The organism is Wansuia hejianensis, assembly GCF_014337215.1.
Classification (GTDB): Bacteria; Bacillota; Clostridia; order Lachnospirales; family Lachnospiraceae; genus Scatomonas; species Scatomonas hejianensis.
In genome coordinates this window covers 111,207-135,000 of sequence record NZ_CP060635.1, presented here as the reverse complement: position 1 = coordinate 135,000, position 23,794 = coordinate 111,207, and the positions used below count along the sequence as shown (strand labels likewise).

Genomic DNA, 23,794 nt, shown 5'->3' with positions numbered 1-23,794 from the left:
ACCTCTCCAGGCTGTTTTGCACACGTTATCACCGAATCGCGCAAATAGTATTCTACCATCATAAACATACCTTGTCAATACAAAATATCCTATTTTTTCTTCTTTTATTTTTATCCCTGTATATGATCCGCGGCTCTCGCCAGAAATGGACTCTATCCGATTCCCGGCAATGACAAATTCAGACCACCTGGTAAAAAATTATTTTATCATCATAAGTATAGGCAAAATATTCATTTTTATTAATCATATCTTTGACTAACTGTATTTATCCTCCTAGGCTCCTGATTTCCTGCTGCTGTCTGTCATATCCTCACCCACTGCACACGTCTGTAACGTCTCCCTGTCAAACCCCTCTGATGCTCCATCTAAACCTGGTGCAAATAAGAGAAAAAACGGTATAGCCAGCCAATGCCACACCGTTCCCTAGTGATATCTTTCTAAGCTTCTGCTGGTTGAAGATTACACCTTGATTCTGTCTGCAACTTCTCTGCTCATGGCGATCCTCGCCTCTTGAACCCCGATGATCAAACCGTCCGGCTTCTGCTGGATGACTTCGATCTGACTTCCCTGTACTATCTTATATTTATGCATGAGCTCTATGATTTCAGGCCGCCCAAACATCCATTTTACCGTATATACATTACCAGCTTCTGCATTCGACAGGTTCTGCATAGTATCCCTCCTTGCTTTCTTTCATCTTATACTTGTGACTCTGCGTTAGTCAACCGCAATTCACACTATAGGAATCCCCGCAAATCCCGCCGGTATTCAGGTATTTTCTCCAAAACTCAGTTAGACTTTACTGAATTTGTGCCTGAAAATCAAACCATATCCATTCAGTTTATTAGAACTGACTATCCGGATATTTTCTGCATAAACTGTGCAGCCACGTCCAGATCATCCGGCGTCGTAATTTTAATATTTGTATAGTCTCCTGGAACCATGTGTACCGTATGGTTTCCCATCTCTTCCACCACCATGGCATCATCTGTAATTCCTGTTTTATCAAACAGCTGAAGCCTATCATAGGCACAGCGCACCAGATTATATTCAAAAATCTGCGGTGTCTGAACAATCCATACCCGGTCCCTCAGAGGTGTCTCAATGACGTTTTTCTTGCCATCCACGATTTTCACCGTGTCCTTTGAAAGTACGCCTGCTATGCCTGTACCATATTTCCGAGCCGCCTCATAACCCCTCTGCAGAATCTCTTCTGTCACAAACGGACGTGCCCCATCGTGGATAAATACGTACTCTGAATCTCCGCAGGCCTTCAGCCCTTCATATACAGAATCATATCTCTGCTCTCCGCCGGCCACAATTTTCACGACTTTTGAAAATCCATATCTTTCCACCACGTTTTTAATACAATATTCAATCTGATCTTTTCCCGTCACCAACAGAATCTCATCAATCAGCCCGGACTCCTGAAAACAGTGCAGGGAATAATATAACAGCGGCTTCCCCTGCAGCTCCATGAACTGTTTCCTGACCTGGCCGCCCATGCGCTTTCCCTGTCCTGCCGCGAGTATTATTGCCGTACATTTTCCTTCCTTCATATCACCGCTCCCCCAGCTTTAGATTCGGTACGGCATTTAAATCCAATCCATGCCTCGTTCCTTTCAGGAATTCATAGTAAGCAGCCGTGCCGATCATTGCGGCATTATCTGTGCAAAAAACCGGAGATGGATAATAGAATTCAATCTTCTCCCTTTCACACGCCTCAGCCATTGCTTTCCGCAGGCTCTGGTTTGAAGCAACGCCTCCGGCTATGGCAAGCTTCGTCATATGATAATCACGCGCTCCCCGGATCGCCGTATCCACCAGCACGTCCACAACTGCCTGCTGAAATGAAGCCGCCACATCCGCTTCACAGATTGCTTCCTGTGTCATATGGCATTTATTCAGATAATTCAGAACTGCCGATTTAAGGCCGCTGAAGCTGAAATCATAGGGAGCCTCCTCCACATGCGCCCTGGGGAATGCGATGGCTGTCGGATTCCCCTCTCTGGAGAGCTTGTCAATTTTCGGTCCTCCGGGATATCCCAGTCCGATCGCACGGGCTACTTTATCAAACGCCTCTCCGGCCGCATCGTCCCTGGTCCTGCCCAGGATTTCAAAGGAACCATAGTCCTTTACAATTACCAGGTGCGTATGTCCGCCTGAAATGATCTCACACATAAACGGCGGCTCCAGGTCCGGGTGCTCGATATAATTGGCCGACACATGGCCTTCAATATGATGGACTCCAATCAGGGGAAGCCTCCTGGCATAAGCAATCGCCTTAGCCTCAGCCACACCCACCAGTAAAGCCCCCACAAGCCCGGGACCATAGGTTACCCCGATGCCATCCAGATCATCCAATGTAACGCCGGCCTGTTTTAACGCCTCCTCAATCACCTGATTAATCTTCTCTATATGCTTCCGGGACGCTATTTCTGGCACAACGCCGCCATAGAGCGTGTGCAGGTCAATCTGTGAAGAAATCACATTGGAAAGCACCACTCTTCCGTTCTTCACAACTGCCGCCGCCGTCTCATCACAGGAGCTTTCAATTCCCAGTATCAGTCTATCCTTCATCATTCAATCCTCATCCTCAAACTGCAGTTCCACAAACTTCCCGTCTTTTCCCAGACAGGTCCGCGGAAAAACCTCTCTCACTTCATCCAAATACCACTCGGGATGAATCATCGAAGGAGAATAATGGGTCAGCCACATCTCCTTTACTTCTGCCGCCTGCGCCAAATGAGCCGCCTCCTTCATCGTCATATGCCTGTGCTCCCTGGCTTTTGCCTCTTTCTCCGGCTCTCCGTACATACCCTCGCAGATAAACAAATCAGAATGATACGCATGGTCTGAAATAGAGGGCACCGGCCGGCTATCCGTGCAGTAAGTTACCTTAATTCCCTTCCTGTCAGCGCCCAACACCATATCAGGAGTATAGAGAACGCCGTCCGCCTCTATCGTCTGTCCCTTCTGCAGGGGATTCCAGTAGCGCAGAGGTATCTGCCGTTCCCTCGCCCGATCCACGTCAAATTTACCTGCTCTCAAAATCTCCAGACTGTAGCCGTAACAGATCATATTGTGATTCACGCGGAACGCTGTGATTTTATAGCCTGCCAGCTCAATAACAGTCTCAGGCTCCGTCACCTCTATCAGGCGGATCTCAAAGGGGAGCTCTGCAGCAATGACACGTAAGCCGTTGACCACCCGCTCCAGCCCCCTCGGCCCCACCATGGTCAGCGGTTCACTACGCTCCGCATTAGCCATAGCCAGCAATATCCCCGGCAGCCCGCTGATATGGTCCGCATGATAGTGTGTGAAGCAGATCACATCAATCGGCTTAAACGTCCACCCCCGCTCTTTTATTGCAATCTGGGTCCCCTCCCCACAATCAATCAGCAGATTACTTCCATTATATCTGGTCATCAGTGAAGTGAGCCACCGGTTCGGCAGCGGCATCATTCCACCTGTTCCTAACAAACATACGTCTAACATATCCCACTCCTTTTCAATTGTTAAGTGTAGCACAAAACAAAGAGGCGGTAAACCCTGATGCAAAATTTCCTGAGGGCATATGCCTGCAAAAAGTTAGTCCGCACAGCGAATTATGGTTTTGCTTCCAAATGGTCGGGGGGGGAGGCGGTTTTTGGATACCCGGACGAAAGGGTGGGGGGAGGCGGGGCGTAATAGGGGCGGCGCCTCCCCCCACCCTTTCTGGTGATCTAAAACGCTTCACCCAGCTTCCCCGAAAGTGTCATCAGGATGATTTCAGCCAGTAATTACTGGCTGATCGCGGCCAACTGGCGCCAGTATTTCTTTATTGAATTCTTATACCTACTGTCTGAGACCATCTGGGTTCCACCTCTGACGAGCGCTATTGTACCGTCTGGAACAGCCAGAAAAGCAGCGGGAGACCTCCGGCGGTTGCGGCCTGCCGGGCAGACCTCTGCAGGGTTGTTAGTAGTTCTTGCATTCCGGCGGCTTCTCGCAGGAGGGCGAAAATTGTTCCTCAAGCACAATTTTCGAGGGGTACGGAGCTCAGAAAACATCGGTTTTCTGGGCGACTTACCCCGGTCCCTCCGGAGAGGAGCCGTCGGAATGCTTAGAACTACTTCAACCCGAAGCCCAGTCTGTCCGGCAGGCCGCAACCGCCGGAGGTCTCCCGCTGCTTTTCGTCTGGGTATCCACCCCCTTGCCACAAAACCATAATTTTTACATGAATGGTAACCTGTCACAAGATATACGGGAAAATCTGCTTTCCATTTCTTGAGTCTTCTGCTATACTGTCAATAGAATAAAAGCCTATTTCAAAATATTAAATAAAGAGGGAACTGATTTGAAACACATATTAGATGACACAGATAAAAAAATCATTGAATTATTACAGCAGAATGGCCGCACCCCGCTGAAGAGAATTGCAGATGAGGTATTTCTCTCACCGCCCACTGTCTCTGCCAGAATCGACCGGCTGGAGAAGGACGGTGTCATTATCGGATATTTTGCCAACATCAATCCGGAGGCGTTCGATTATCATATCAAAGCGTTTATCAATCTGGAAGTAGAACCTATCCGCAAGAAAGAATTTTACCCATATATAGAAAAGATCCCTAATGTCATAGAATGCAACTGTGTGACCGGGGATTACTCTATGCTGATGGAAGTTGTCTTCCATACCACTGCAGAGCTGGATCAGTTCATCGGACAGCTCCAGCATTTCGGAAGGACTAAGACTCAGATCGTTTTCTCCACTTCGGTGAATCACCGGGGAATTCCCATCGAGCATGATACCGCAGAGGCCTGATTGCTTCTATTTCCTACGGGTACAAGTATTAAAAACAGCTCCCGGCGTTTGATATCGAAACGCCAGAAGCTGTGTTTTTTATGTGTTGATTTTTATTCTCATCTTCCTTAGGTAGACGATCATCAGAACTCCAAACACTGCCAGAACTCCCGCCGCCAGCCGGAAAGGGAACACCTCCTGTGCTGTTCCCGCAGCGGCACAGACGGCAGTAATCACAAGGGGCGAGACAAATCCGCCAATCCCTCTGGCCGTATAGCATACAGATGTGGCAACAGATGCATATTCCCTGGGGATCAGGTTAGATGCCAGATTCAGCTGGCAGGGGGCGCTGATTCCATACCCTATTCCGATCAGCAGGGCTCCCATCCCCATAACAAGAGCGGTATGCCCCAGGCAGATGACCAAAAATCCGCAGGCTGTGACCAGATATGCGAAAGGAAGAACCTTCTCATGGAAAACCCGTACAATCGGACCGTACAGAACCGACATGATCATGCCTCCCACCGTAACCGTAGATGTGATCACACCCACCTGTGCGGCATTTGCTATTCCCGCATTGACCAGATACAGTGAGATGTTCGTCAGGAATACAAAATACATCATTTCCCACACGATCATAAATCCGCCCAGGAACAACAGCGAAGGCTTCATACATTTCCTCACTTCAAATTTCCTGCTCCCTTCATCTGAAACCGGAATTGGGACATCTGGAAGGAATATCAGGGCAAACAGATAGCAGGGAACAGACACGCAGGTAGCAAGGAAGCAATAATGCCAGTTAATGCTTCCCATCACTCCGCCCAGAACCTGGAACAGGATTCCTCCAATGCTGGTCACCGCCGCCGCGTATCCCAGCATGGACTGCCGTTCATGCCCTTCGTACATATCTATAATGAGGTCAATGGTAATTGGCATAATGATGCCGTTCCCGCATCCCATAATAAACCGGCAGGCCAGTATCAGATATATATCGTTAAAAATGGTAGGACCGATGGAGCCGGCCAGCATCAGTATAAAAGCCAGCAACAGCAGCTTTTTCTTCTTCACGTACCTGGTCAGAGCCGCGTATACCGGCGGGAAAAAGATCAGGCAGACAGACGGAATGCTGACGATCATCTGAATCAGGGACTTGTTCACATCCGGCATCGCCTTTGCGACAAGTGCAATAGCCGGTGTGGCGGTGCCGGCCCCTATATCCGGCAAAGCCGTACACAGCACCGCTATCATCAATATGATTTTCCGTTTACTACTCATACTCACTCACCTATTCCAGGATTTCTCTGCTGGACACATACATTCCCTCACGCCATTTCTCATTGATATTGAAAAGGTCGCAGTGATACACAGGCCTGTTCCGGTAGTCCTGAGAATACCGCCTGCCAAATTCACTGCCCTCCCGGTAAGCAGTCCCGTCGTCTGCATCCGGATCGTTGCCCCAGAGGCCGATCATCATTTCCCCTTTTACTTCTTCTAAAATGCGGGACACATCGTTTTGCTCCTGGGGAGCCCAGATGTCGGCGCCCGTCGCCAGGTAGCAGGGTACCAGCGCTTCATTTTTCCCGCAGCTGTGGAATTCATACCTCATTCCCAGGGAATGGGCGTAATCAACCAGGCGTTTCACATGGGGAACCAGCATCTCCATACAGGTGTCCGGGGAGAAAAAAGGGGCGCGCTGGGAACCCCAGTCATCATGGACATACAGGATATCACACCCGAAATCCTCCTTATAATGTCTGGCTATTTTTTCATATACCCCACAACACGCATCCAGAAACCCGTGTACTTCCTCCTTCTGTTCTTCATCGATGAGGGCGACTGCCGCGTTCTCAAATTCCAGCAGAGAAATCAACCGTTCAAAAAAGCCGGTAAAAATCCACATCACACGCACGTGATCGTCCGTTTCCAGTAATTCCGCGTTCGCGCTGCGGCTGCCCTCCCAGTCCCAGGCGTCCACATCCGGCAGCTTCACCTTTTCTCTCCACTCACTGATATCCTCCAGGAATGGCTTTCCAGGCCGGACCATAGAACCGCCCGCCACCGGTATATATTCCCAATCCACCCCAAACGCATCCAATCCGCCTTTCCGGCTGTCCTCCATATAATCCGGCCCTTCCGCGCCCATGACAAATCCTCTGGCGGAAGCATCGGGATAACAGGCCGGGCAGAGTGTGGTAATATCGTAATAGTCAGGGAGCCAGTGAGGTTTCCCGCCGTTCAGCGCCGTGATAAAATTCTCCCTGGGAGATATGGGCGTCTGATATCTGGGCAAAAAGCCCGGCCCCGGAATCTTAAAATACTGTCCTTTTTGTGTCAGCTCTTTTTTATCAAATTTATAGATCATGGAATTCCTCTCCTTTTCTGCCTTACCATCACTGCTCATCAATCGCAGCATACATAGCGTCAATATTTTCCCTTGGCATATTGGCCGGAAGTGAGCAGGAAGGGGCCGCGATGAAACTGTCTCCCATTTCTGCTATCTGTTCTTTTACCGCCTGATAGTTGTCGTCCGGAGTACCGAAGGCCATTGTGGCAGGAGCCACAGAACCAGTAAAGGCCATCTTCCCTCCCAGCAGGTCTCTCACTTTATAAAGATCGGTAAAACCATCCGTGTCAAAAATGCACCGCCCCTTCGGGAAATCCGTAAAATAGTCCAGCACGTTTGTCCAGTTGCTGTCCATATGAAAATGTACATAACCGCCGTTTTTCAGGATAAAGTCTGCCATTCTCTTGTAGGAAGGCCATGCGAATTCCTCAAAAGACTCTCTGCTCAACAGATTGCAGTTGGCCTGCACTCCTGGCTGTACGGAAAATATTGCTTTCTCTCCCAGCGCTTCCGCCGCCGCCACCGCTTCCCTCACCTGCTGCTCACTGTTTTCCTCATATTCATCCAGCATCATGTCCAGAATCGCACAGATCGTCTCAGGCCGCTCACACAGGTCTACAAAAAAATCCATCATTCCCCTTCCGAAAGCCAGCACATCAAAGGTCTCCGGGCACATTCCGCCGAATGTGAAAGGAAAACCCGCATCATGAAACCGCTTTTTATTCCGGGCGCCTTCGGCAAGATCCTCTGCCAGCGATTCCGGATCATAGCCCAGGCGTTCGAACAGGCAGATCTCGTTGAACTTCGCCCAGCCGTGCTTCAGTATGTAATCATAGTCCTCCTCCGTGATGATGTGTTCAAACAGCAGCTGCCACATCTCATTTTCCGGCAGCTCCCGCCCGGGCAGCCAGGTTTTCGCCATCTGCCCTGCCCCGATATTCCGCGAATTCATATCCACAGCCATCAGAATATCAATCTTGGGAAACCTGGGCAGAAATCCATCCACAATTGTCTGGGTCAGCCGTTCATGCTCGCGTACCATCTGCCCAAACGTGACTTCTGGGTTCACATATCGCATCATCGCCGCATCTCCTGAAAACCAGAGAGGAGTACGGTCCGTCTTCTTACCCTCCATCGTATCTAAGATTCTCTGCTGCCGCTCCAGCAGAAGCTCCTGATCATCCATCTTTATTTCCTCCGCACTACACTATTTATAATGTCTTTGGCTGAACTGCCTGGAATAGGATGACAGTTCGTCCAGATATACTTCCTCCACCTTCGGAAACATGGCCGCTATGCTAGGAATCCCGATTATGATCCCGCCGTTCGGCCCATAGGTATCAACCGCCCGCCGCACCTCCCGGCGGATTGCCGCTTCGTCCGCCTCTGCGAAATCAATGGCCGCAATGTCAATCCCACCGTGAAATGCAATCTGGCCCTTATACCTTTTCTGCAGCCCCACAATGTCATTCTGGGGAATCGCCCCCTGCCAGATATCAATTCCAATTTCAATCATGCCGGGAATCAGCGGTTCCAGATATGTATCACTGTGATGCATAAACAGAATCTCCTTCTCATCAGAAAAAGATTTGACATAATCAATCAATTTTTTCTCACGGGGCCTGATCAATTCGTCCCAGGTCTCCGGCGAGAAAAACAGAGAACGCTTGGAACCCCAGTCATCGTGATAATAAAAAAGGTCGAAGTCCGTGGCGTCATAGAGCTTTCTCGCATATGCCATCTTGAATTCCAGGATACAATCTAACAGCTCTTCATACGCCTCCCGGTCCGTCAGCATCGCCATCAGCGAAGCCTCAAAACCCATCAGCGCATGGGTGCGTTCAAACAGACCGCAGGAACAGGACATTCCCACCAGAAGCTGTTCCCGGTCTGTCTGATCCGCAGCCGCTTTTACTCCTGAATAGTCTATTGCCTCCACATCCGGAACCGTAACCTGTTCCTTCCATTGACTGATGTCAGTCACCACATCGCAATCCGGCAGGATACAGGGCATCGGGTTATATTCTCTATTGCCATAGCCCCACTGACAGCCCCACTCATCCTTCATATCAGCATCGTAAGTGCCGGTCAGGGGGTCCAGCATTAGATTCAATCCGTTCAGGTCAGTGCACAGATATTCAGGTTTTCCCCAGCGCACTGTTTCCAAAAAATTTTGTTTGGGTGTCATCTCTCTCTCCTTTACTGTCATGCCTGTCATCAAAAAGGGCTGTCCCACATCAGAAACAGCCCTTTTCCGCAGCTTTAAGCCTGCTCTCCCGCGTGCCTTTTCTCAAGCTCTGCCTTTATAGTCCGCACCCTCTTATCGCTCAGCGGACTTAACAGAGTGATAACGGCGCCGATAATCATAATCACCATCGGCATGAGAACCGTCAGATTCATAATACCGGTCTTGGCAGTCTCCGTCACATTGGCTGCATCAAACCCGACTGCTACCAGTCCCCAGCCCACTACCAGATTAGAAACCACAATACCGATCTTGATAACCATGGAAAGCATGGACATCAGGAATGGCTGGATATTCTTTTTATGCTTATATTCCACATAATCGCCGATGTAAGAATAGTAAGCCGCATCAGCCGTATGGGTGATCGCCCACCCCATGTATCCTACCGACAGGCAGACGGTGAAGAAAATCGCGCTGTGGCTTCCGAACGCCCATGCCAGCGCCAGAAATGCAGCGTATATGACCATGCCGGCGGCAAATGTATTACGGTTTCCTTTTACCAGCTTATTCACAAATGGAGCCAGCGAAGCGCCCACCAGCTGAAGTACCGTGCTCAGGGTCAGATAAACCGTCAGCATGCTCATATCTCCGTATGCGTATGTATAATAGTAGGAAACCAGCATCGCCAGCCCGATGGAGCCTACTATTTTACAGATGGAACCCAGCAGATACATCAGCATCGGAACATTTGCCAGAAGACGGATCATATCCCAGACAGAAGGCTGGGCCTCTTTTTCTGCCTGCGTCATCTTCTCTGCCGGCTTATAGACATCCACATCCTTCGTAGCAAAGTACATGGGAATGACCGACGCAACAATCGCCACTGCCGCTATTGCGCTCAGCGCCCAATAGCCCACGTTCTGAATTACTGCCACACTGATCAGGCTGACAACGATAGACGTAATTGCCACACACTGCTGCTGAGCCGTAACAGTTGTCATCCGGTCCTCCTGGCTGTCTGCAATCAGAGGAACCATGCCCATATAAGCACAATAAGCCAGATTGTAAAGCGATGAAGAAATCACGGCCATGATTGCAAAATAGGCTACAGATCCCAGCATCAGCGGAGTAAACGCCAGCACACGCGTCACCGCAGCCCCGATACCTCCCAGCAGCACCCAGAAACGGAACTTCCCGAACTTCAGGTTGCACTTCTGCACCAGGAAGGATACCAGCAGGATGGAAAGTACGTCTGCAATACCTATGATGGAAAGCACAGTGGCATTTCCGGTAGCCGAAAGTCCGGCTGCGGAAGTCAGAAACAACGACCAGTATGAATTATAGATCGTCGGAATCATTGCCAGCGTTCCATCAGCAAGACCGTAAAGATAAATAAACTTCTTGCTTCTTTGTTTCATTGTTTTCCCTCCACTCATATTTTTTTCATATTCCAATCATAGCTCAAAGTTTTCTGAATTTGAAATGAGTCGTCAGAATAAACTTATGCATAAATATCATAAGACTCTCTCAGCGCTTTGCATCCGCTACCATGCAGATCCGGACAGGAAACGCAAAAGCCGCATGAACTTATTCTTAAATTTCATAAGCAGATCTGCATACGTGAATTACAAATGGCGGAAACCTGTGTTATTATAATTTTATAATACTTCCCCCATCGTTTTCTGATAATTAGGAGTGTACAAATGCGTTATAATGAATACTTAAATTTCAGCCTCTATCAGATCAAAGAATTTCTGGCACTTTGTGAGCATCTGAATTATACAAAGGCCGCAAAAGAATGCTTTGTGACCCAATCTACGCTCAGCCGTAATATACAATCTATGGAAAACACGCTTGGAATCCAGCTTTTTGTGCGAAATACCGTAAAAGTTACCCCAACACCGGCCGGAAGGAATCTCTATGAGAAATTAAAGACAATTTTCGAACAATATGAAGACGCCATCATGGGGGCATACAAGATCCAGGAGGGAAAATCCCATCCCATTACCATCGGTATCAACGACGGCATGGATATCATGCCTGAGCTCCTCCCTTTCATCCGGGAATTCATGCAGGTACATCCTGATTTTGAAATCAATGTGTTCAGGGACTTTAATTATTCCCTCACACAGAAAATGGAAGCCCACGAATGTGATATCATCCTGGATTTTGAGGGTATTGGGAAAAAGCATTCCTTCATAGAAGCCATCCCCTTGCTGCGCGGACCGCTGATGCTTTATTTTTTGAAGACAAATCCTCTTAGCCGGAAAAGCTGCCTCACACTGGAAGACCTGGCCAGCCAGCAGCTGTTGGTCCGTTCCCCCTCCCGTGGTTCAGATCAGGTCGATTTTTCCCGAAACCTGTACGCTCCTCTGGGAATCGAACCAAACATCTCCATCTATGTGGATAACGCTTCAGACCTGGCCCTGAATATCCAGCAGGACAACCAGGCCATCCTGGCAGACGGCTTCTTCATCGGCAGGAACTGCCCCTACCTGGATTCCCGGATTGTAGCAGGAACCGAAAGCGTAATATACATAAAGTGGATTGGAACAAAAGACGAAATCTCAGACACGCAGCTATTCATACGTGATCTGTTAGAATACTTTTCAGATATGAAGCTGACAGAAAATCTATAATCAGCTTAACATGATGATCGCAGTAGGATTTTGAGCTATACCTGAACGGAAGTTATCCTTTACAAAGTCCATATAAAACAGGCGGGCCGCCGTCCCCTGCCCTGAGAACAACAGCCCGCCTGTTAACGAGTCATCGTGTAGATATTTAATAAATTCAGCTGTTAACTGCTTCTTTCAGCTCATTTGCCGGTGAAGTCATCTTATACGGATTCAATATCACATCCATTTCTTCTTTTGACAAAATCTTTTCCTGAAGCACCAGCTCCCGTACGCTAATTCCGGTCTTAAGAGATTTTTTCGCTATTTCCGCCGATTTTTTATATCCGATATACGGATTCAGCGCGGTCACAATTCCCACGCTGGCTTCCAGCAGCTCCCGGCAGCGCTTCTCGTTGGCGGTAATTCCGGTCACGCAATTGTCCGTCAGCGTCTGCACAGCTCCTGTCAGTGCTGCGATGGACCCAAACAAATTGTAGAAAATCACCGGTTCAAACGCATTCAGTTCCATCTGCCCCGCTTCCGCGGCCATCGTGATGGTTGTGTTGGCTCCCGCCACCTGATATGCCACCTGGGTGACTACCTCAGGAATGACTGGATTTACTTTTCCAGGCATGATGGAGGAACCGTTCTGCTTTGCCGGAAGGTTAATTTCCCCGAATCCGGTCTTCGGCCCGCTCCCCAACAAACGCAAGTCATTACAGATTTTGGAAAGGTTCACCCCGCAGGTCTTCAGAGCGTTGGATACGTTTACAAAGCCGTCCAGGTTCTCTGTGGCGTCGAACAGGTCTTCGGCCTGCTCCACCGGATATCCGGTCAGTTCACTGAGGGTCGGAACGATCTGATGAAGATATTGCTCCGGGACATTGATCGCGCTTCCGATCGCTGTGCCGCCCAGATTCACCACATACATTTCTTTCCTGCTGGCATGGATCCGTTCGATATCCCTGTGCGTAACCGACGCATATGCATGGAAGGACTGGCCCAGACGCATGGGAACTGCGTCCTCCAGCTGCGTGCGCCCCATCTTCAGAACTGAATCAAATTCTTTGGATTTATCGAGAAAAGCTTTTTCCAGCCTCTTTAATTCCTTCTCCAGCGGCTCCAGCAGATCTAACACCGTCAGCTTTCCAGCGGTAGGTATTACGTCGTTGGTAGACTGTGCCATGTTAACATGGTCATTGGGATGAAGATGGCTGTAATCTCCTTTCTTATATCCCAGGATCTCCAGCGCGCGGTTGGCAATCACTTCATTGGCATTCATGTTGGCACTGGTCCCTGCCCCGCCCTGAATAGCGTCTACAATAAACGCGTCGTGGAGCTTACCTTCTGTGATCTCGTCACAGGCCTGGATGATCGCCTCTGCCTTCCGGCGCTCCAGCTTACCGGCCGCCTCGTTAGTGAGCGCAGCCGCTTTCTTGATCTTTGCCAGATTATTAATAAAATCGGGATGGAGCTTCGTTCCTGTGATGGGGAAATTCAGCATGCCCCTGTAAGACTGCACGCCATAATATGCGTCTTCAGGGATTTCCAGAGTACCGATTGAGTCTGATTCCATACGATAGTTCATATTCCGCCTCCTGTTTAACAGTATTACTGCTTTCCTTTTACGGATGAACCATATCACACCCTCCGTTCCCTGTAAATACTTGCCGGCGAACTTCAAATCTTTCCACAATTAACCTTTATTTCTCTAAAAAATAAAAGTTATTTAAAATGTTTTCCTCACAAACGAAGGCCTCTATTTAATCAGAAAGGCTCATCTTCATTTTATGGACATAGGCTCCCATGTGAGGTGCCGCATGGCCTCCATACTGCTCTGCCATTTTCACAATCGCGCTGCCGACGATCACGCCGTCGGCTACTCTGGCAACCTCTGCCGCCTGCTCTGGCGAATGTATGCCGAAGCCCACGCAGGCCGGCACGTCTGTAGCTTTTTTTATCGAGGAAAGCAGGGCATTCAGGTCTGTCTTAATCTCGCTGCGCATGCCGGTTACCCCCATGGAAGATACCACATAGATAAAGCCCCTGGCATTTTTTGCTATATTCTGAATTCTTTCCTCTGATGTGGGAGCGATCATCGATATCACATCTACGCCCTTAGCGGCGGCAATCTCCTCCAGCTCTCCCTTTTCTTCAAAGGGCAGGTCCGGAATGATGATTCCGTCAACTCCCACCTCTTGGCAGCGGCTGAAGAACTTCTCATATCCATAATGAAACACCGGATTCAGATAAGTCATGAAAACCAGCGGAATCTGAGTCTCTTCTCTGAGCTCCCGCACCATGTCAAATATTTTATCTGTCGTTGTCCCCGCTGCCAGCGCCCGGATATCGGCCTCCTGAATGACGATCCCCTCTGCGATCGGATCTGAAAACGGAATCCCGACTTCTATCAGGTCTGCTCCGGCCCGTTCCATCTCCAGTATGAATTCCTTCGTTTTTTCCAGGCTGGGATCTCCGGCCGTAATAAAAGGTATGAACGCCTTGCCCCTCTCAAATGCTTTCCGTATATTACTCAACGATATTCACCCCCCTGTAGCGTGCGATTGCCGCAACATCCTTGTCTCCTCTGCCTGAAAGGCAGATGATGATACTCTCTGATTTTTCCATTGACGGGGCCAGCTTCCTGGCATAGGCTACCGCATGGGCGCTCTCAATGGCGCAGATGATGCCCTCTGTCCGGGCCAGATACTCAAAGGCGCTCACCGCTTCATCATCCGTCACCGGCACGTACTGAGCTCTGCCGGAATCCCGCAGATACGCATGCTCCGGGCCAATTCCCGGATAGTCCAGTCCTGCGGATATGGAATATACCGGGGCGATTTGCCCGTATTCGTCCTGGCAGAAATAGGACTTCATGCCGTGGAAGACCCCGGGTGTTCCGGCCGCCATAGTGGCTGCATGCCGCCCTGTCTCCACTCCGCGTCCAGCCGCCTCGCAGCCGATCAGCTTTACCGTTTCATCTTCTATAAAATGATAGAACATGCCCATAGCATTGCTTCCCCCGCCCACGCAGGCCAACACCGCGGCAGGCAGTTTCCCTTCATCCTCCAGTATCTGTTCGCGGGCTTCTCTGGAAATGACGGCCTGGAAATCCCTCACTATGGTAGGAAAAGGATGCGGTCCCATCACGGAACCCAGCACATAGTGAGTATCCTCCACCCGGTTTGTCCATTCCCGCATGGTCTCATTCACAGCATCCTTCAGGGTCATGGTTCCGCTGGTCACAGGATGGACCTTCGCGCCCAGCAATTCCATCCGGAATACATTCAGAGCCTGCCGGTCCGTATCCTCTTTGCCCATAAAGATCTCACATTCCATCCCCATCAGCGCCGCCGCCGTGGCTGTGGCAACGCCGTGCTGGCCGGCGCCCGTCTCAGCTATGACACGGGTTTTTCCCATTTTCTTTGCCAGCAGCACCTGGCCCAGCACATTATTGATCTTATGAGAGCCTGTGTGGTTCAGATCTTCTCTTTTCAGATAAATTTTCGCCCCGCCCAGGTCTTTCGTCATCTTCTCAGCATAATACAGAAGAGAGGGCCGTCCTGCATAATTTTTCAGCAGATCCTCCAGCTCCCGGCAAAATTCCGGATCTTTCCTGTAACGCTCGTATTGTTCTTCCAGATGTATGATTTCATTCATGAGAGTTTCCGGAATATACTGTCCCCCGAATTCTCCAAATCTTCCCTTAGACATCTTTTATCCTCCTGATACATGTTTCAATTTTAATGGGATCTTTTACTCCGTCCGTCTCCACTCCGCTGCTGATATCCACCGCATAAGGCCGGTAAAGCCTGACGGCCCGCTCCACATTGGCGGGAGTCAGCCCCCCGGCCAGAAAATATGGCCGTTTCAGTCCGGACAGCAGCTTCCAGTTAAAGCATTTCCCGGTCCCCCCCGCTCCGTGATCCAGCAAAATATAATCTGCACTGCTTTCCTCCGCCCGCCGGATATCTTCGGCTTCTTTCACAGAAAAGGCCTGTATGACCGGGCAGTCTGTCAATTCCCGGAGAGCCTTCAGATATCCCTCATCCTCCTGGCCATGAAGCTGGATCAGGTCAATGATACCCTCTCCGGCACAGGCTGCCGCTGCTTCTGGCCGCGCGTTGACAAACACGCCGACAGTTCGGATCTCAGGGGACAGCAGGGCTTTCAGTACGGCCGCCCGTTCCCGGCTCACATACCGGCGGCTGTTTCCGGCAAATATAAACCCGCAGAAATCGGGGTGCCACCGGTTCATATATTCAGTCTCACACTCCCTGGTCAGACCGCAGATCTTAACCTTAGTCATGGCAGTCCCTCCGAAGAAGCTCAAGCGCTCTTCCTTTGTCCGGGCTGCGCATCAAAGCTTCTCCGACCAGCACGGCATCGGTGCCGTTGCGGTACAGGATTCCCACATCCTCCGGAGTGCGGATTCCACTCTCCGACACATAGATTTTACCATCTGGAATCATTTCCCGCAACCTCACAGAATTTTGCACGTCTACTTCAAAGGTTTTCAGATCGCGGTTATTCACTCCGATGATCTCCGCTCCGGCTCTCAGAGCCCGCTCCACTTCTTTCCCGTCATGAGCCTCTGTGAGGGCGGAGAGTCCCAGAGACTGGGCAATCTGCAGATATCTAACCAGCTTCTCATCCTCCAGTATAGCACAGATCAGAAGAATCGCGCCGGCTCCCAGTAACTTCGCTTCGTAAATCTGATATTCATCCACTGTAAAATCTTTCCGCAGAACCGGTATGTTTACCGCGGCAGCGATTTCCCGCAGATATTCCGGACTTCCCTGAAAATATTCAGGCTCAGTCAGCACAGAAATCGCCGCCGCCCCCGCCGCCTCATACTGTCTGGCGATATCTAGATAGGGAAAATCCTCAGCTATCACTCCCTTAGAGGGAGAAGCCTTCTTCACCTCGCAGATCAATGAAATCCCTGGGGCGGCCAAGGCCCTGGCAAAGGGGAAGCCTGTGTCTGTACTCATCTGTTCTGCCTCTTTTTTGATCTCAGCGAGAGGTTTCTGTTTTTTGGCCTCTTCCACCCGCTTTGCAGCCGCAGCCGCCAGTTGTTCCAGTATCATGTGGTATCCCTCTTTCCTCAAATTTGATTGCTCATGGTGACAAAGGCTTCCAGCTGCCGTTTTGCTTTCCCGCTGTCCAGCAGCTCCTGCACCTGTGCGACTGCCTTTTCCATGGATATACCTTTCGTGATATGGAGGGCGGCCGCGGAATTCAGAACCACTGCATTTCGCTTTGCCCCTTTCCGGCCGTCCAGGATTTCCCTGGCAATGCCGGCATTTTCAGCAGGCGTTCCGCCCACGAGCTCTGATTTCAGGCATTGCTCCATGCCGAACTGCTCCGGCCTCAGGATATAGGAGGAATAGCTTCCGTCCCTCACTTCGCAGACAGTAGTCGGCGCGCTGACTGAAATCTCATCCAGACCGTCCTGTCCATAGACTACCATCGCCCTGGTCACGCCCAAATTATTCAGGACACGTGCCATCGGTTCTACCAGCGCCTCCTCATAGACTCCCATCAGCTGCATGGACGCTCCGGCGGGATTGGTCAGCGGCCCCAGGATATTAAAGACCGTAGGCACCGGAAGTTCTCTCCTGACCGGAGCCACATATTTCATGGATAGATGGTAGTTCTGAGCAAACATGAAACAGATATTAATTTTTTTCAAAAGCTCCGAGCTTTTCTCAGGAGCCAGGTCAATTTTAACGCCCAGCGCTTCGAGCACATCAGCAGCGCCGCATTTACTGGTGGCCGCCCGGTTCCCATGCTTCGCCACGGGAACGCCTGCCGCCGAAACCACCAGGGCGGAAACTGTGGAAATATTGAAGGAATTCGCTTTATCTCCGCCTGTACCGACGATCTCCAGCACTTCCTGATCATTCAGCAGCTTCACACAGTGATTTCTCATTCCCTTCGCGCAGGCTGTAATCTCTTCAATCGTCTCACCCTTCATGGAAAGGGCGATCAGGAAGGCGCTCATCTGCACGGGTGTCGCCTGGCCGCTCATGATTTCATCCATGGACTGCTCTGCCATTTCCCGCGTCAGGTTTTCTTTGTTTGACAGCTTGATAATCGCTTCTTTAATCATGTCTCACTACCTCCAGAAAGTTTTTAAGTATTTGTTTCCCATCGGGCGTCATAATCGATTCCGGATGGAATTGTAATCCATAGACAGGATATTCCCTGTGCTGCACTGCCATCACCTCTCCGTCGTCAGCCCTTGCAGTTACCAGAAGACATTCCGGCAGAGTCTCTTCCAACACCGCCAGGGAATGGTAACGCGCTACAGGAATTTCCTCCGCCAGCCCTCTGAAGACAGGGCTGTTCCCGTCCAGCCGCGCCTGCGATTGTTTGCCGTGCATCAGCTCCTTTGCATAGGAGACAGCTGCTCCGAAGGCCTCGCAGATTGCCTGATGGCCCAGGCATACACCCAGTATGGGAATTTCACCGCCCAGCCTCTGAACGACTTCTTCACACCGCCCTGCTTCTCCCGGCTTTCCCGGTCCTGGCGAAAGAATCACTGCTTCCGGCTCCAGACCTCTGATCTCGTCCACCGTCAGACTATCATTGCGTGCCACACGGATATCCGGATTCAGCGCTCCCACCAGCTGATAGAGATTGTAAGAAAAGCTGTCGTAATTATCGATCAGTAAGATCATCGTCCCATCTCCTCTCCCGCTTCTTTCAGCGCCAGCATTACTGCTTTGGCCTTGTTAATGCACTCCTGGTGCTCTGTTTCCGGTACGCTGTCTGCCACAATACCGGCTCCGGAACGCACAAATACTTTTCCGTTTTTCCTAAAGGCCAGGCGGATAGCAATACAGGTGTCCAGATTTCCTGTGAAATCCAGGTATCCGATAGCGCCTCCGTAAATACCCCGCTTGTTATTTTCCAGCTCATTGATAATCTGGCAGGCCCGTATTTTGGGCGCACCGGAGAGTGTCCCTGCCGGAAGCACAGCGTCTACCGCATCCATCGCATGCTTATCTTCTCTGAGCCGCCCTTTCACCGTTGAACCAATGTGCATGACATGTGAATACCGTTCCACGGACATATATTTTTCTACCTCCACTGTTCCGAATTCACAGAGCTTTCCCAGATCATTCCTTCCCAGATCTACCAGCATATTGTGTTCGGCCCGTTCCTTCTCATCCGCCAGCAGTTCCCTCTCCAGCAGCTGGTCTTCCGCATAGCTGCCGCCTCTGGGCCGTGTGCCGGCCAGCGGGAAGGTTCTGACTTCTCCGTCCTCCACCCTGACCAGCGTCTCCGGGGAAGCCCCGGCAATCTCCACATCGTCGCTGCAAAAATAAAACATATAAGGAGAAGGATTTGTAGTCCTCAGCACGCGGTAGGTGTCCAGAAGGCTGCCCTCAAAGCGCGCTTCCAGCCGGTTAGACAGCACAAGCTGAAAAATGTCTCCCTCCCGGATGTAGTGCTTTACCTGTTCAACCTTTCTGCAGAACTCTTCTTCCGTAAAAAGGGGACGGAATTCTTCCAGGACACGTCCCGGCTCTGATTTCTTCGGCTTTCCGCGGCGTACCAGCTCTTCCATTTCATCCAGCTTCATCACCGCCTTGTTATATTCCGTCTCCAGGCTCTCCGTCCGGACATTGGCAATCAACAGAATTTTCTGGCGGAAATTATCAAAAGCGATCAGCTTGTCAAACAGCATCAGATCCACATCCTTAAAACCTTCCTCATCGGATGCGTCCAGATTCAGCGACGGCTCACTGTACTTAATGTAATCATAAGAGAAATATCCCACCAGCCCGCCGGCAAAAGGCGGAAGATGCGGAAGGCGCGGCGAGCGGTTATCTTCAATGACCTGTTTGATATAGTCTCCCGGATGCTCCGTGTGCGTCTGGATCTGACCGCCTGCTTTGATCGTCAGCGTGTGATCCGTACAGGTCAGCTCCATCTTGGGATCAAAGCCAAGAAAGGTGTAGCGTCCCCACTGCTTTGAATCCTCGACACTTTCCAGCATAAAGCAATGGCTGCTCACATTCTGCAGGGACCGCAGCACCTCAACCGGGGTGCGGATATCCGAAAAGATCTCACGGCTGACCGGAATCAGCCTGTATTGGCCGGATGCGGCGATCTGCTTCACTTCTTCAAACGATGTCTGACGCATAACTGTCCTCCTTTTCATGGGTAGCCCTACAGGGCGGGGTATTCTATTCTTTCGCATATGGCCTCTCGGACGGGCCTTGCCGCACCTCGCTTTCGCTCGGCCGCGGGGCTTCGCCCTATGCGTATACATTCAGAGAGGTCCTCTTGTGTGCAAACACCCAATAGGACCTCTCTGAATGTATACGCGCATAGCTCTGGATTTACGCGCAAAAAGCCCTCGGCAAAGATATTGGGTCTTTGCCAAGGGCGAATATAAACGTAGCTTATATCCGTGGTGCCACCTTGATTTGTGTCAATCCACACTCTCTGCGGAATACTATCATATTCCCGGCAACTAACGTATGCCTTACGTCATGGAATACTAAGCATCTCTGCTGTTGGCCATGCCCTCAGTGGTCCATTTGCGAATCAGCGTTCTGCCCGGCTCCCACCTACCCGGACTCTCTGGAAGTGCCCTATTCGTTTTATCTCCACCTCAACGGTTTTCTGATATAATTTTAAGTTGTGTATATTATAAACACGATCTGTACAATTTGTCAATCCCTAAATTATATTCGTCTGCAGGATGCAGCTCAGCGCCTCGTCCATCTCCGCCTGCAATCCCTTCCGGCAGTTTCCTCAGCTCCAGCATCTGTATTTCCAGCCTATCTGAAAACAGCTTCCCGGTCCTTCCGTCCCTGAAATGTATTTTCCGGTAGCACTCTTGATCCTCCGGAAAATGTATGAAATCCAAAATACTGACGTGAATGCACCTCTGAAGCTTCCCATAGGGATCGTCTTTCATCAGCTGTTCCGTAAACATCTTACAGAGATAAAACAATATCCGCTCATCCCAATATTCAAAATAATTCACCTGCATCTCAATACCTATCTGGGTTCCCTTTTTCAGGAGCACCCTCACATCCAGAATCCCCTGTTTTTCCTCCTCCTTACCATTCTGCAGATATGTCGGCATCAAATAGGTTTCCACAACCTCTTCCGGCCTGCAATTCATAATTGCCGCCGCAAAGCCGGACCGCACTGCCGGATTCCGCATCAGCTCTTTAAAACAGGTATCCACAATTGGCCTCATAATAAAACTATCATTTATTTTTTGCACAAATAACTCCTTTCTCCGGCAAAACAGCGAGATTCCAAAGAGTCATTATCGCATAACTCTATTATACCATATATCTATAAAGGTGGAAGCCCCAATATAACAATATAACCTCTTTTGCCTTGCCCGCTATTAAATTGATCAATGGAATCCGCGGCGGATAGCCGCCAGAAAAAGATAGGGCGAAACACCCTACAAGAATTATCTACATTTAAAATATAGCACAGCTATTAAAAAAAATCAAATTAGTTTCTTCCAAAATATTCCAGGATCAGCGCCCACCCCCAGTGGTACCCTTCTGCCTTTTGGTTACTCAAAAACAAGAGGGAGCTGCCCGTTCCGCCAGCTCCCTCCTTCTGCGTGTCCACATAGACATTGTAGACCACCTTAATTCCTGTTAATTTCTTCATCGCGGGTATATCGTTCAGTTTCATGATATTCAACCCGTCTACCCCCAGGTCATCGGCTATTTCCGGTATCAGCGCACGTATATCCCCGCAGCTGTGGAGTTCGCAGATAATTCCCCGGCTCTGTATGTGTTCCACAATCTTTTTCGTAGGCTCTTTAATCATCCTTCTCCAGATTTCCGGTGAGAAAAACAGACCCCTTTGAGTTCCCCAGTCGTCATGATAGCAGATAATATCCGGCCGGTAATACTCCGCGATCTTGTCGATGAGGCGGCATTTGTAATCAGCCAACTCCCAGAAAAAGTTTTCCACTTCTTCCGGATCGGTTATCAGGGCGCAGAGTGCCTCTTCAAACCCCATTAACGCATGCAGACGCTCAAATAGGCCGTTGGAAATGATCTGATACAACAGGTTTTCCTCACGGTTAAATTCCGGAATCCGGTCTGTGGCCGCGGCCTGTTCCCAGTCAAAATGATCCAGATCCGGGAATTTCACAATTTCCCTTCAGCGGCTGATATCCTCCATCATAAAGTATGGCCCCGGCATGGGCGCCGGATCTCCCGGCTTCCAGATCCAGTGGACGCCGAACCAGTCATATCCGTCTTTACCTCCCACCGCCCGCTCCATAAAACCGTTTACCGGCACATTATTTATGATCCCCTGGCCCATGATGGGTAAAAACTCAGGCATTTCATGGTGATAAAGCTTACATATATTTTCCTTTTTACTCAGCATCCGCAGCTCTCCTTTCCCCTTTTCGTAAAAAGTAATAACCTTTTTTTATTTCAGGATTCTGCCTCTGCAGCCATTCTTTTTTTCAGCAAAATTCTTCTTGCACCCAGCCCGAAGACCACGCAGCCCATATAAACCAGAATGATCACATTGGCCCACAGCGGATTTCCCGCAAAAAGAGAATAAACCTGGGTTGCCAGCACGGCATATGTGATCACCACCATCACGTTCAGGCGCCACCTGGGATACCGTTTCGCATATTTAGAATTTTTCCAAAGCTCCGGATATTTCGCCGGCAGCTTCAATATACCTGCCATTGGTATACAGGTGCCGAGAATCGTCAGGCCGATGGCCATTTTTGAAAGGACCGTCAGATCCATCCCCAGGGCTGCAGGCACCGCTCCAAATAGATAGAAGATAATCATCAGGTTGTATGGAACCCCCGCTTTATTAACTTTCGCCCACCGTTTGGGAAAACATCCGTCCTCGCAGGCGCGGATCAGTGAATTGGAATACCAGACAAAGCTGGAATTCAGCGTTGTGATCAGCGCTCCCATACAAGCGCCAATGATGAAGAACCCATACAGCGCTTTATTCGTCAGCACCGCCCCGGCCGCCACCGTCAGCGGCTTTCCTGCCGCTTCTGCCACTGGCACCGATCCGCTGGCCACAATCCCCATCAGCATATACAGGGCACAAACCACCAACGTCACACCTGTGATGACCTTCACCATCATCTTTGAAGCATTTCGGATCTTCGGGGCGAAATCTGTGATGATGTAAGCTCCTCCCACCGCAAAATATAGCAGAGAAACCGCCGAGTAAAACCCGCCAAAGCCTCCTGTAAAAAATCCCTCTTTAAAAAATGTGGTATAATCCACTTTCCCGATTCCAAAAACCACAAATACCAATATTCCCGCAATCAGAACCACACACATGATATTTTGCAGCTTTGCCGCTGCCTTTACGCCCAGAAGATTAACGGCGAAAAAAAGAGTCAGCACCCCCAGCGCAACCAGCCTCTGGGCCGCCTCTCCGCTCAGAACAGGAACCATGCTGGCCAGATACTGGGCGAATGAGATCCCAAATATAGCAATTGTCATCCTGCCCAGAAAATAAACGTACGCATAAAGCCTTCCGGCATCTTCATGTATCAGCTTCTTAGAATACGTATAGGCGGCGCTTGTTCTGGGAAGCAGCGTGCTCATCATAAAAATAGGGCGGAAGGAAATGAGGAACAGAGCTGCGCTCACCAGAAATGCCAGAAAAATGCTCCTGCCCGTCATGCCGATTCCGATGCCGGTCTGCGTGATTATGCCGGAACCTATCGTGAATCCAACCGCCAGGCTTATGGTTTCAATCGTCGAAAGCCTGCCTCTTTCATCCTCCATCTCTCCTACCTCCCTGCCGGACAGCCTGCGGGGATTTCCCACCGACGTCTGCCCGTCTTCATTTCCTTTATCCGGCACACT

The 23,794-nt window shown here is 50.1% G+C and carries 23 protein-coding genes and 1 tRNA gene (1 of these 24 running past the window's edge); 2 read left to right on the top strand and 22 right to left on the bottom strand.

From position 1 onward, the window contains the following. The 5 genes from H9Q79_RS00620 to H9Q79_RS00600 form a co-directional block, all read right to left on the bottom strand. A tRNA-Ser gene (locus H9Q79_RS00620) sits at window positions 1-8 on the bottom strand (it extends 78 nt beyond the left edge of the window). A gap of 451 nt (window positions 9-459) precedes the next feature. Then, a complete protein-coding gene (locus tag H9Q79_RS00615) occupies window positions 460-672 on the bottom strand; it encodes a FeoA family protein (protein WP_118648850.1) in 213 nt (70 codons plus the stop codon). Window positions 673-854: 182 nt separating this feature from the next. Then, on the bottom strand, window positions 855-1,559 hold the full coding sequence (ispD, locus tag H9Q79_RS00610; RefSeq protein ID WP_118648848.1) for a 2-C-methyl-D-erythritol 4-phosphate cytidylyltransferase: 705 nt from the start codon (window positions 1,557-1,559) through the stop codon (window positions 855-857). 1 nt (window position 1,560) lies between these two features. Further along, window positions 1,561-2,580: a tRNA (adenosine(37)-N6)-threonylcarbamoyltransferase complex transferase subunit TsaD gene (tsaD, locus tag H9Q79_RS00605; protein WP_249329747.1), complete on the bottom strand. Its 1,020-nt coding sequence runs from the start codon at window positions 2,578-2,580 to the stop codon at window positions 1,561-1,563. 3 nt (window positions 2,581-2,583) lie between these two features. Beyond that, window positions 2,584-3,498: a ribonuclease Z gene (locus H9Q79_RS00600; RefSeq protein ID WP_118648846.1), complete on the bottom strand. Its 915-nt coding sequence runs from the start codon at window positions 3,496-3,498 to the stop codon at window positions 2,584-2,586. A gap of 841 nt (window positions 3,499-4,339) precedes the next feature. On the opposite strand from H9Q79_RS00600, the gene H9Q79_RS00595 reads away from it, so the two are divergent. After that, complete coding sequence (locus H9Q79_RS00595) at window positions 4,340-4,804, top strand: Lrp/AsnC family transcriptional regulator (protein WP_249328980.1); 465 nt, start codon at window positions 4,340-4,342, stop codon at window positions 4,802-4,804. A gap of 78 nt (window positions 4,805-4,882) precedes the next feature. Here H9Q79_RS00595 and H9Q79_RS00590 read toward each other — a convergent pair whose 3' ends face one another. The 5 genes from H9Q79_RS00590 to H9Q79_RS00570 form a co-directional block, all read right to left on the bottom strand. Then, on the bottom strand, window positions 4,883-6,058 hold the full coding sequence (locus tag H9Q79_RS00590; RefSeq protein ID WP_249328979.1) for an MFS transporter: 1,176 nt from the start codon (window positions 6,056-6,058) through the stop codon (window positions 4,883-4,885). A gap of 10 nt (window positions 6,059-6,068) precedes the next feature. Then, window positions 6,069-7,145: a uroporphyrinogen decarboxylase/cobalamine-independent methonine synthase family protein gene (locus H9Q79_RS00585; RefSeq protein WP_249328978.1), complete on the bottom strand. Its 1,077-nt coding sequence runs from the start codon at window positions 7,143-7,145 to the stop codon at window positions 6,069-6,071. Window positions 7,146-7,173: 28 nt separating this feature from the next. Beyond that, window positions 7,174-8,313, bottom strand: a complete 1,140-nt coding sequence (locus H9Q79_RS00580; RefSeq protein ID WP_118645462.1) for a uroporphyrinogen decarboxylase family protein — start codon at window positions 8,311-8,313, stop codon at window positions 7,174-7,176. A 21-nt stretch (window positions 8,314-8,334) separates the two neighbouring features. Continuing rightward, the gene (locus tag H9Q79_RS00575) at window positions 8,335-9,315 is read right to left on the bottom strand and encodes a uroporphyrinogen decarboxylase family protein (protein ID WP_249328977.1); all 981 of its coding nucleotides are present in this window, start codon (window positions 9,313-9,315) and stop codon (window positions 8,335-8,337) included. A 74-nt stretch (window positions 9,316-9,389) separates the two neighbouring features. Beyond that, window positions 9,390-10,730 (bottom strand): MFS transporter, encoded by a 1,341-nt coding sequence (locus H9Q79_RS00570; protein ID WP_249328976.1) that lies wholly within the window; start codon window positions 10,728-10,730, stop codon window positions 9,390-9,392. A 285-nt stretch (window positions 10,731-11,015) separates the two neighbouring features. Between H9Q79_RS00570 and H9Q79_RS00565 the strand changes: the two genes are divergently transcribed. Further along, on the top strand, window positions 11,016-11,951 hold the full coding sequence (locus H9Q79_RS00565) for a LysR family transcriptional regulator (protein WP_118645456.1): 936 nt from the start codon (window positions 11,016-11,018) through the stop codon (window positions 11,949-11,951). Window positions 11,952-12,105: 154 nt separating this feature from the next. Here H9Q79_RS00565 and H9Q79_RS00560 read toward each other — a convergent pair whose 3' ends face one another. The 12 genes from H9Q79_RS00560 to H9Q79_RS00505 all read right to left on the bottom strand — a co-directional run bounded on the left by H9Q79_RS00560 (window position 12,106) and on the right by H9Q79_RS00505 (window position 23,791). Continuing rightward, on the bottom strand, window positions 12,106-13,518 hold the full coding sequence (locus H9Q79_RS00560) for an aspartate ammonia-lyase (RefSeq protein WP_118645454.1): 1,413 nt from the start codon (window positions 13,516-13,518) through the stop codon (window positions 12,106-12,108). A 175-nt stretch (window positions 13,519-13,693) separates the two neighbouring features. Then, complete coding sequence (gene trpA / locus H9Q79_RS00555; protein ID WP_249328975.1) at window positions 13,694-14,467, bottom strand: tryptophan synthase subunit alpha; 774 nt, start codon at window positions 14,465-14,467, stop codon at window positions 13,694-13,696. Beyond that, a complete protein-coding gene (gene trpB, locus H9Q79_RS00550; protein WP_249328974.1) occupies window positions 14,460-15,644 on the bottom strand; it encodes a tryptophan synthase subunit beta in 1,185 nt (394 codons plus the stop codon). Before trpB ends, trpA begins: the two co-directional genes overlap by 8 nt. Continuing rightward, window positions 15,637-16,239: a phosphoribosylanthranilate isomerase gene (locus H9Q79_RS00545; protein WP_249328973.1), complete on the bottom strand. Its 603-nt coding sequence runs from the start codon at window positions 16,237-16,239 to the stop codon at window positions 15,637-15,639. The genes trpB and H9Q79_RS00545 overlap by 8 nt, the downstream gene beginning before the upstream one ends. Continuing rightward, window positions 16,232-17,020, bottom strand: a complete 789-nt coding sequence (gene trpC / locus H9Q79_RS00540; protein WP_249328972.1) for an indole-3-glycerol phosphate synthase TrpC — start codon at window positions 17,018-17,020, stop codon at window positions 16,232-16,234. Before trpC ends, H9Q79_RS00545 begins: the two co-directional genes overlap by 8 nt. Before the next feature lie 17 nt (window positions 17,021-17,037). After that, window positions 17,038-18,045, bottom strand: coding sequence for an anthranilate phosphoribosyltransferase (gene trpD, locus H9Q79_RS00535; protein ID WP_249328971.1), 1,008 nt, complete (start codon window positions 18,043-18,045; stop codon window positions 17,038-17,040). Continuing rightward, a complete protein-coding gene (locus tag H9Q79_RS00530) occupies window positions 18,038-18,616 on the bottom strand; it encodes an anthranilate synthase component II (protein ID WP_118645444.1) in 579 nt (192 codons plus the stop codon). The genes trpD and H9Q79_RS00530 overlap by 8 nt, the downstream gene beginning before the upstream one ends. After that, window positions 18,613-20,088: an anthranilate synthase component I gene (gene trpE / locus H9Q79_RS00525; RefSeq protein WP_249328970.1), complete on the bottom strand. Its 1,476-nt coding sequence runs from the start codon at window positions 20,086-20,088 to the stop codon at window positions 18,613-18,615. Before trpE ends, H9Q79_RS00530 begins: the two co-directional genes overlap by 4 nt. A 510-nt stretch (window positions 20,089-20,598) precedes the next feature. Then, the gene (locus H9Q79_RS00520; protein WP_249328969.1) at window positions 20,599-21,186 is read right to left on the bottom strand and encodes an Rpn family recombination-promoting nuclease/putative transposase; all 588 of its coding nucleotides are present in this window, start codon (window positions 21,184-21,186) and stop codon (window positions 20,599-20,601) included. A 242-nt stretch (window positions 21,187-21,428) separates the two neighbouring features. Next, on the bottom strand, window positions 21,429-22,085 hold the full coding sequence (locus H9Q79_RS00515; RefSeq protein ID WP_249328968.1) for a uroporphyrinogen decarboxylase family protein: 657 nt from the start codon (window positions 22,083-22,085) through the stop codon (window positions 21,429-21,431). A gap of 9 nt (window positions 22,086-22,094) precedes the next feature. Then, window positions 22,095-22,325, bottom strand: a complete 231-nt coding sequence (locus tag H9Q79_RS00510; protein ID WP_249328967.1) for a hypothetical protein — start codon at window positions 22,323-22,325, stop codon at window positions 22,095-22,097. A 50-nt stretch (window positions 22,326-22,375) separates the two neighbouring features. Next, window positions 22,376-23,791 (bottom strand): APC family permease, encoded by a 1,416-nt coding sequence (locus H9Q79_RS00505; RefSeq protein WP_249328966.1) that lies wholly within the window; start codon window positions 23,789-23,791, stop codon window positions 22,376-22,378. Window positions 23,792-23,794 lie beyond the last annotated feature (3 nt).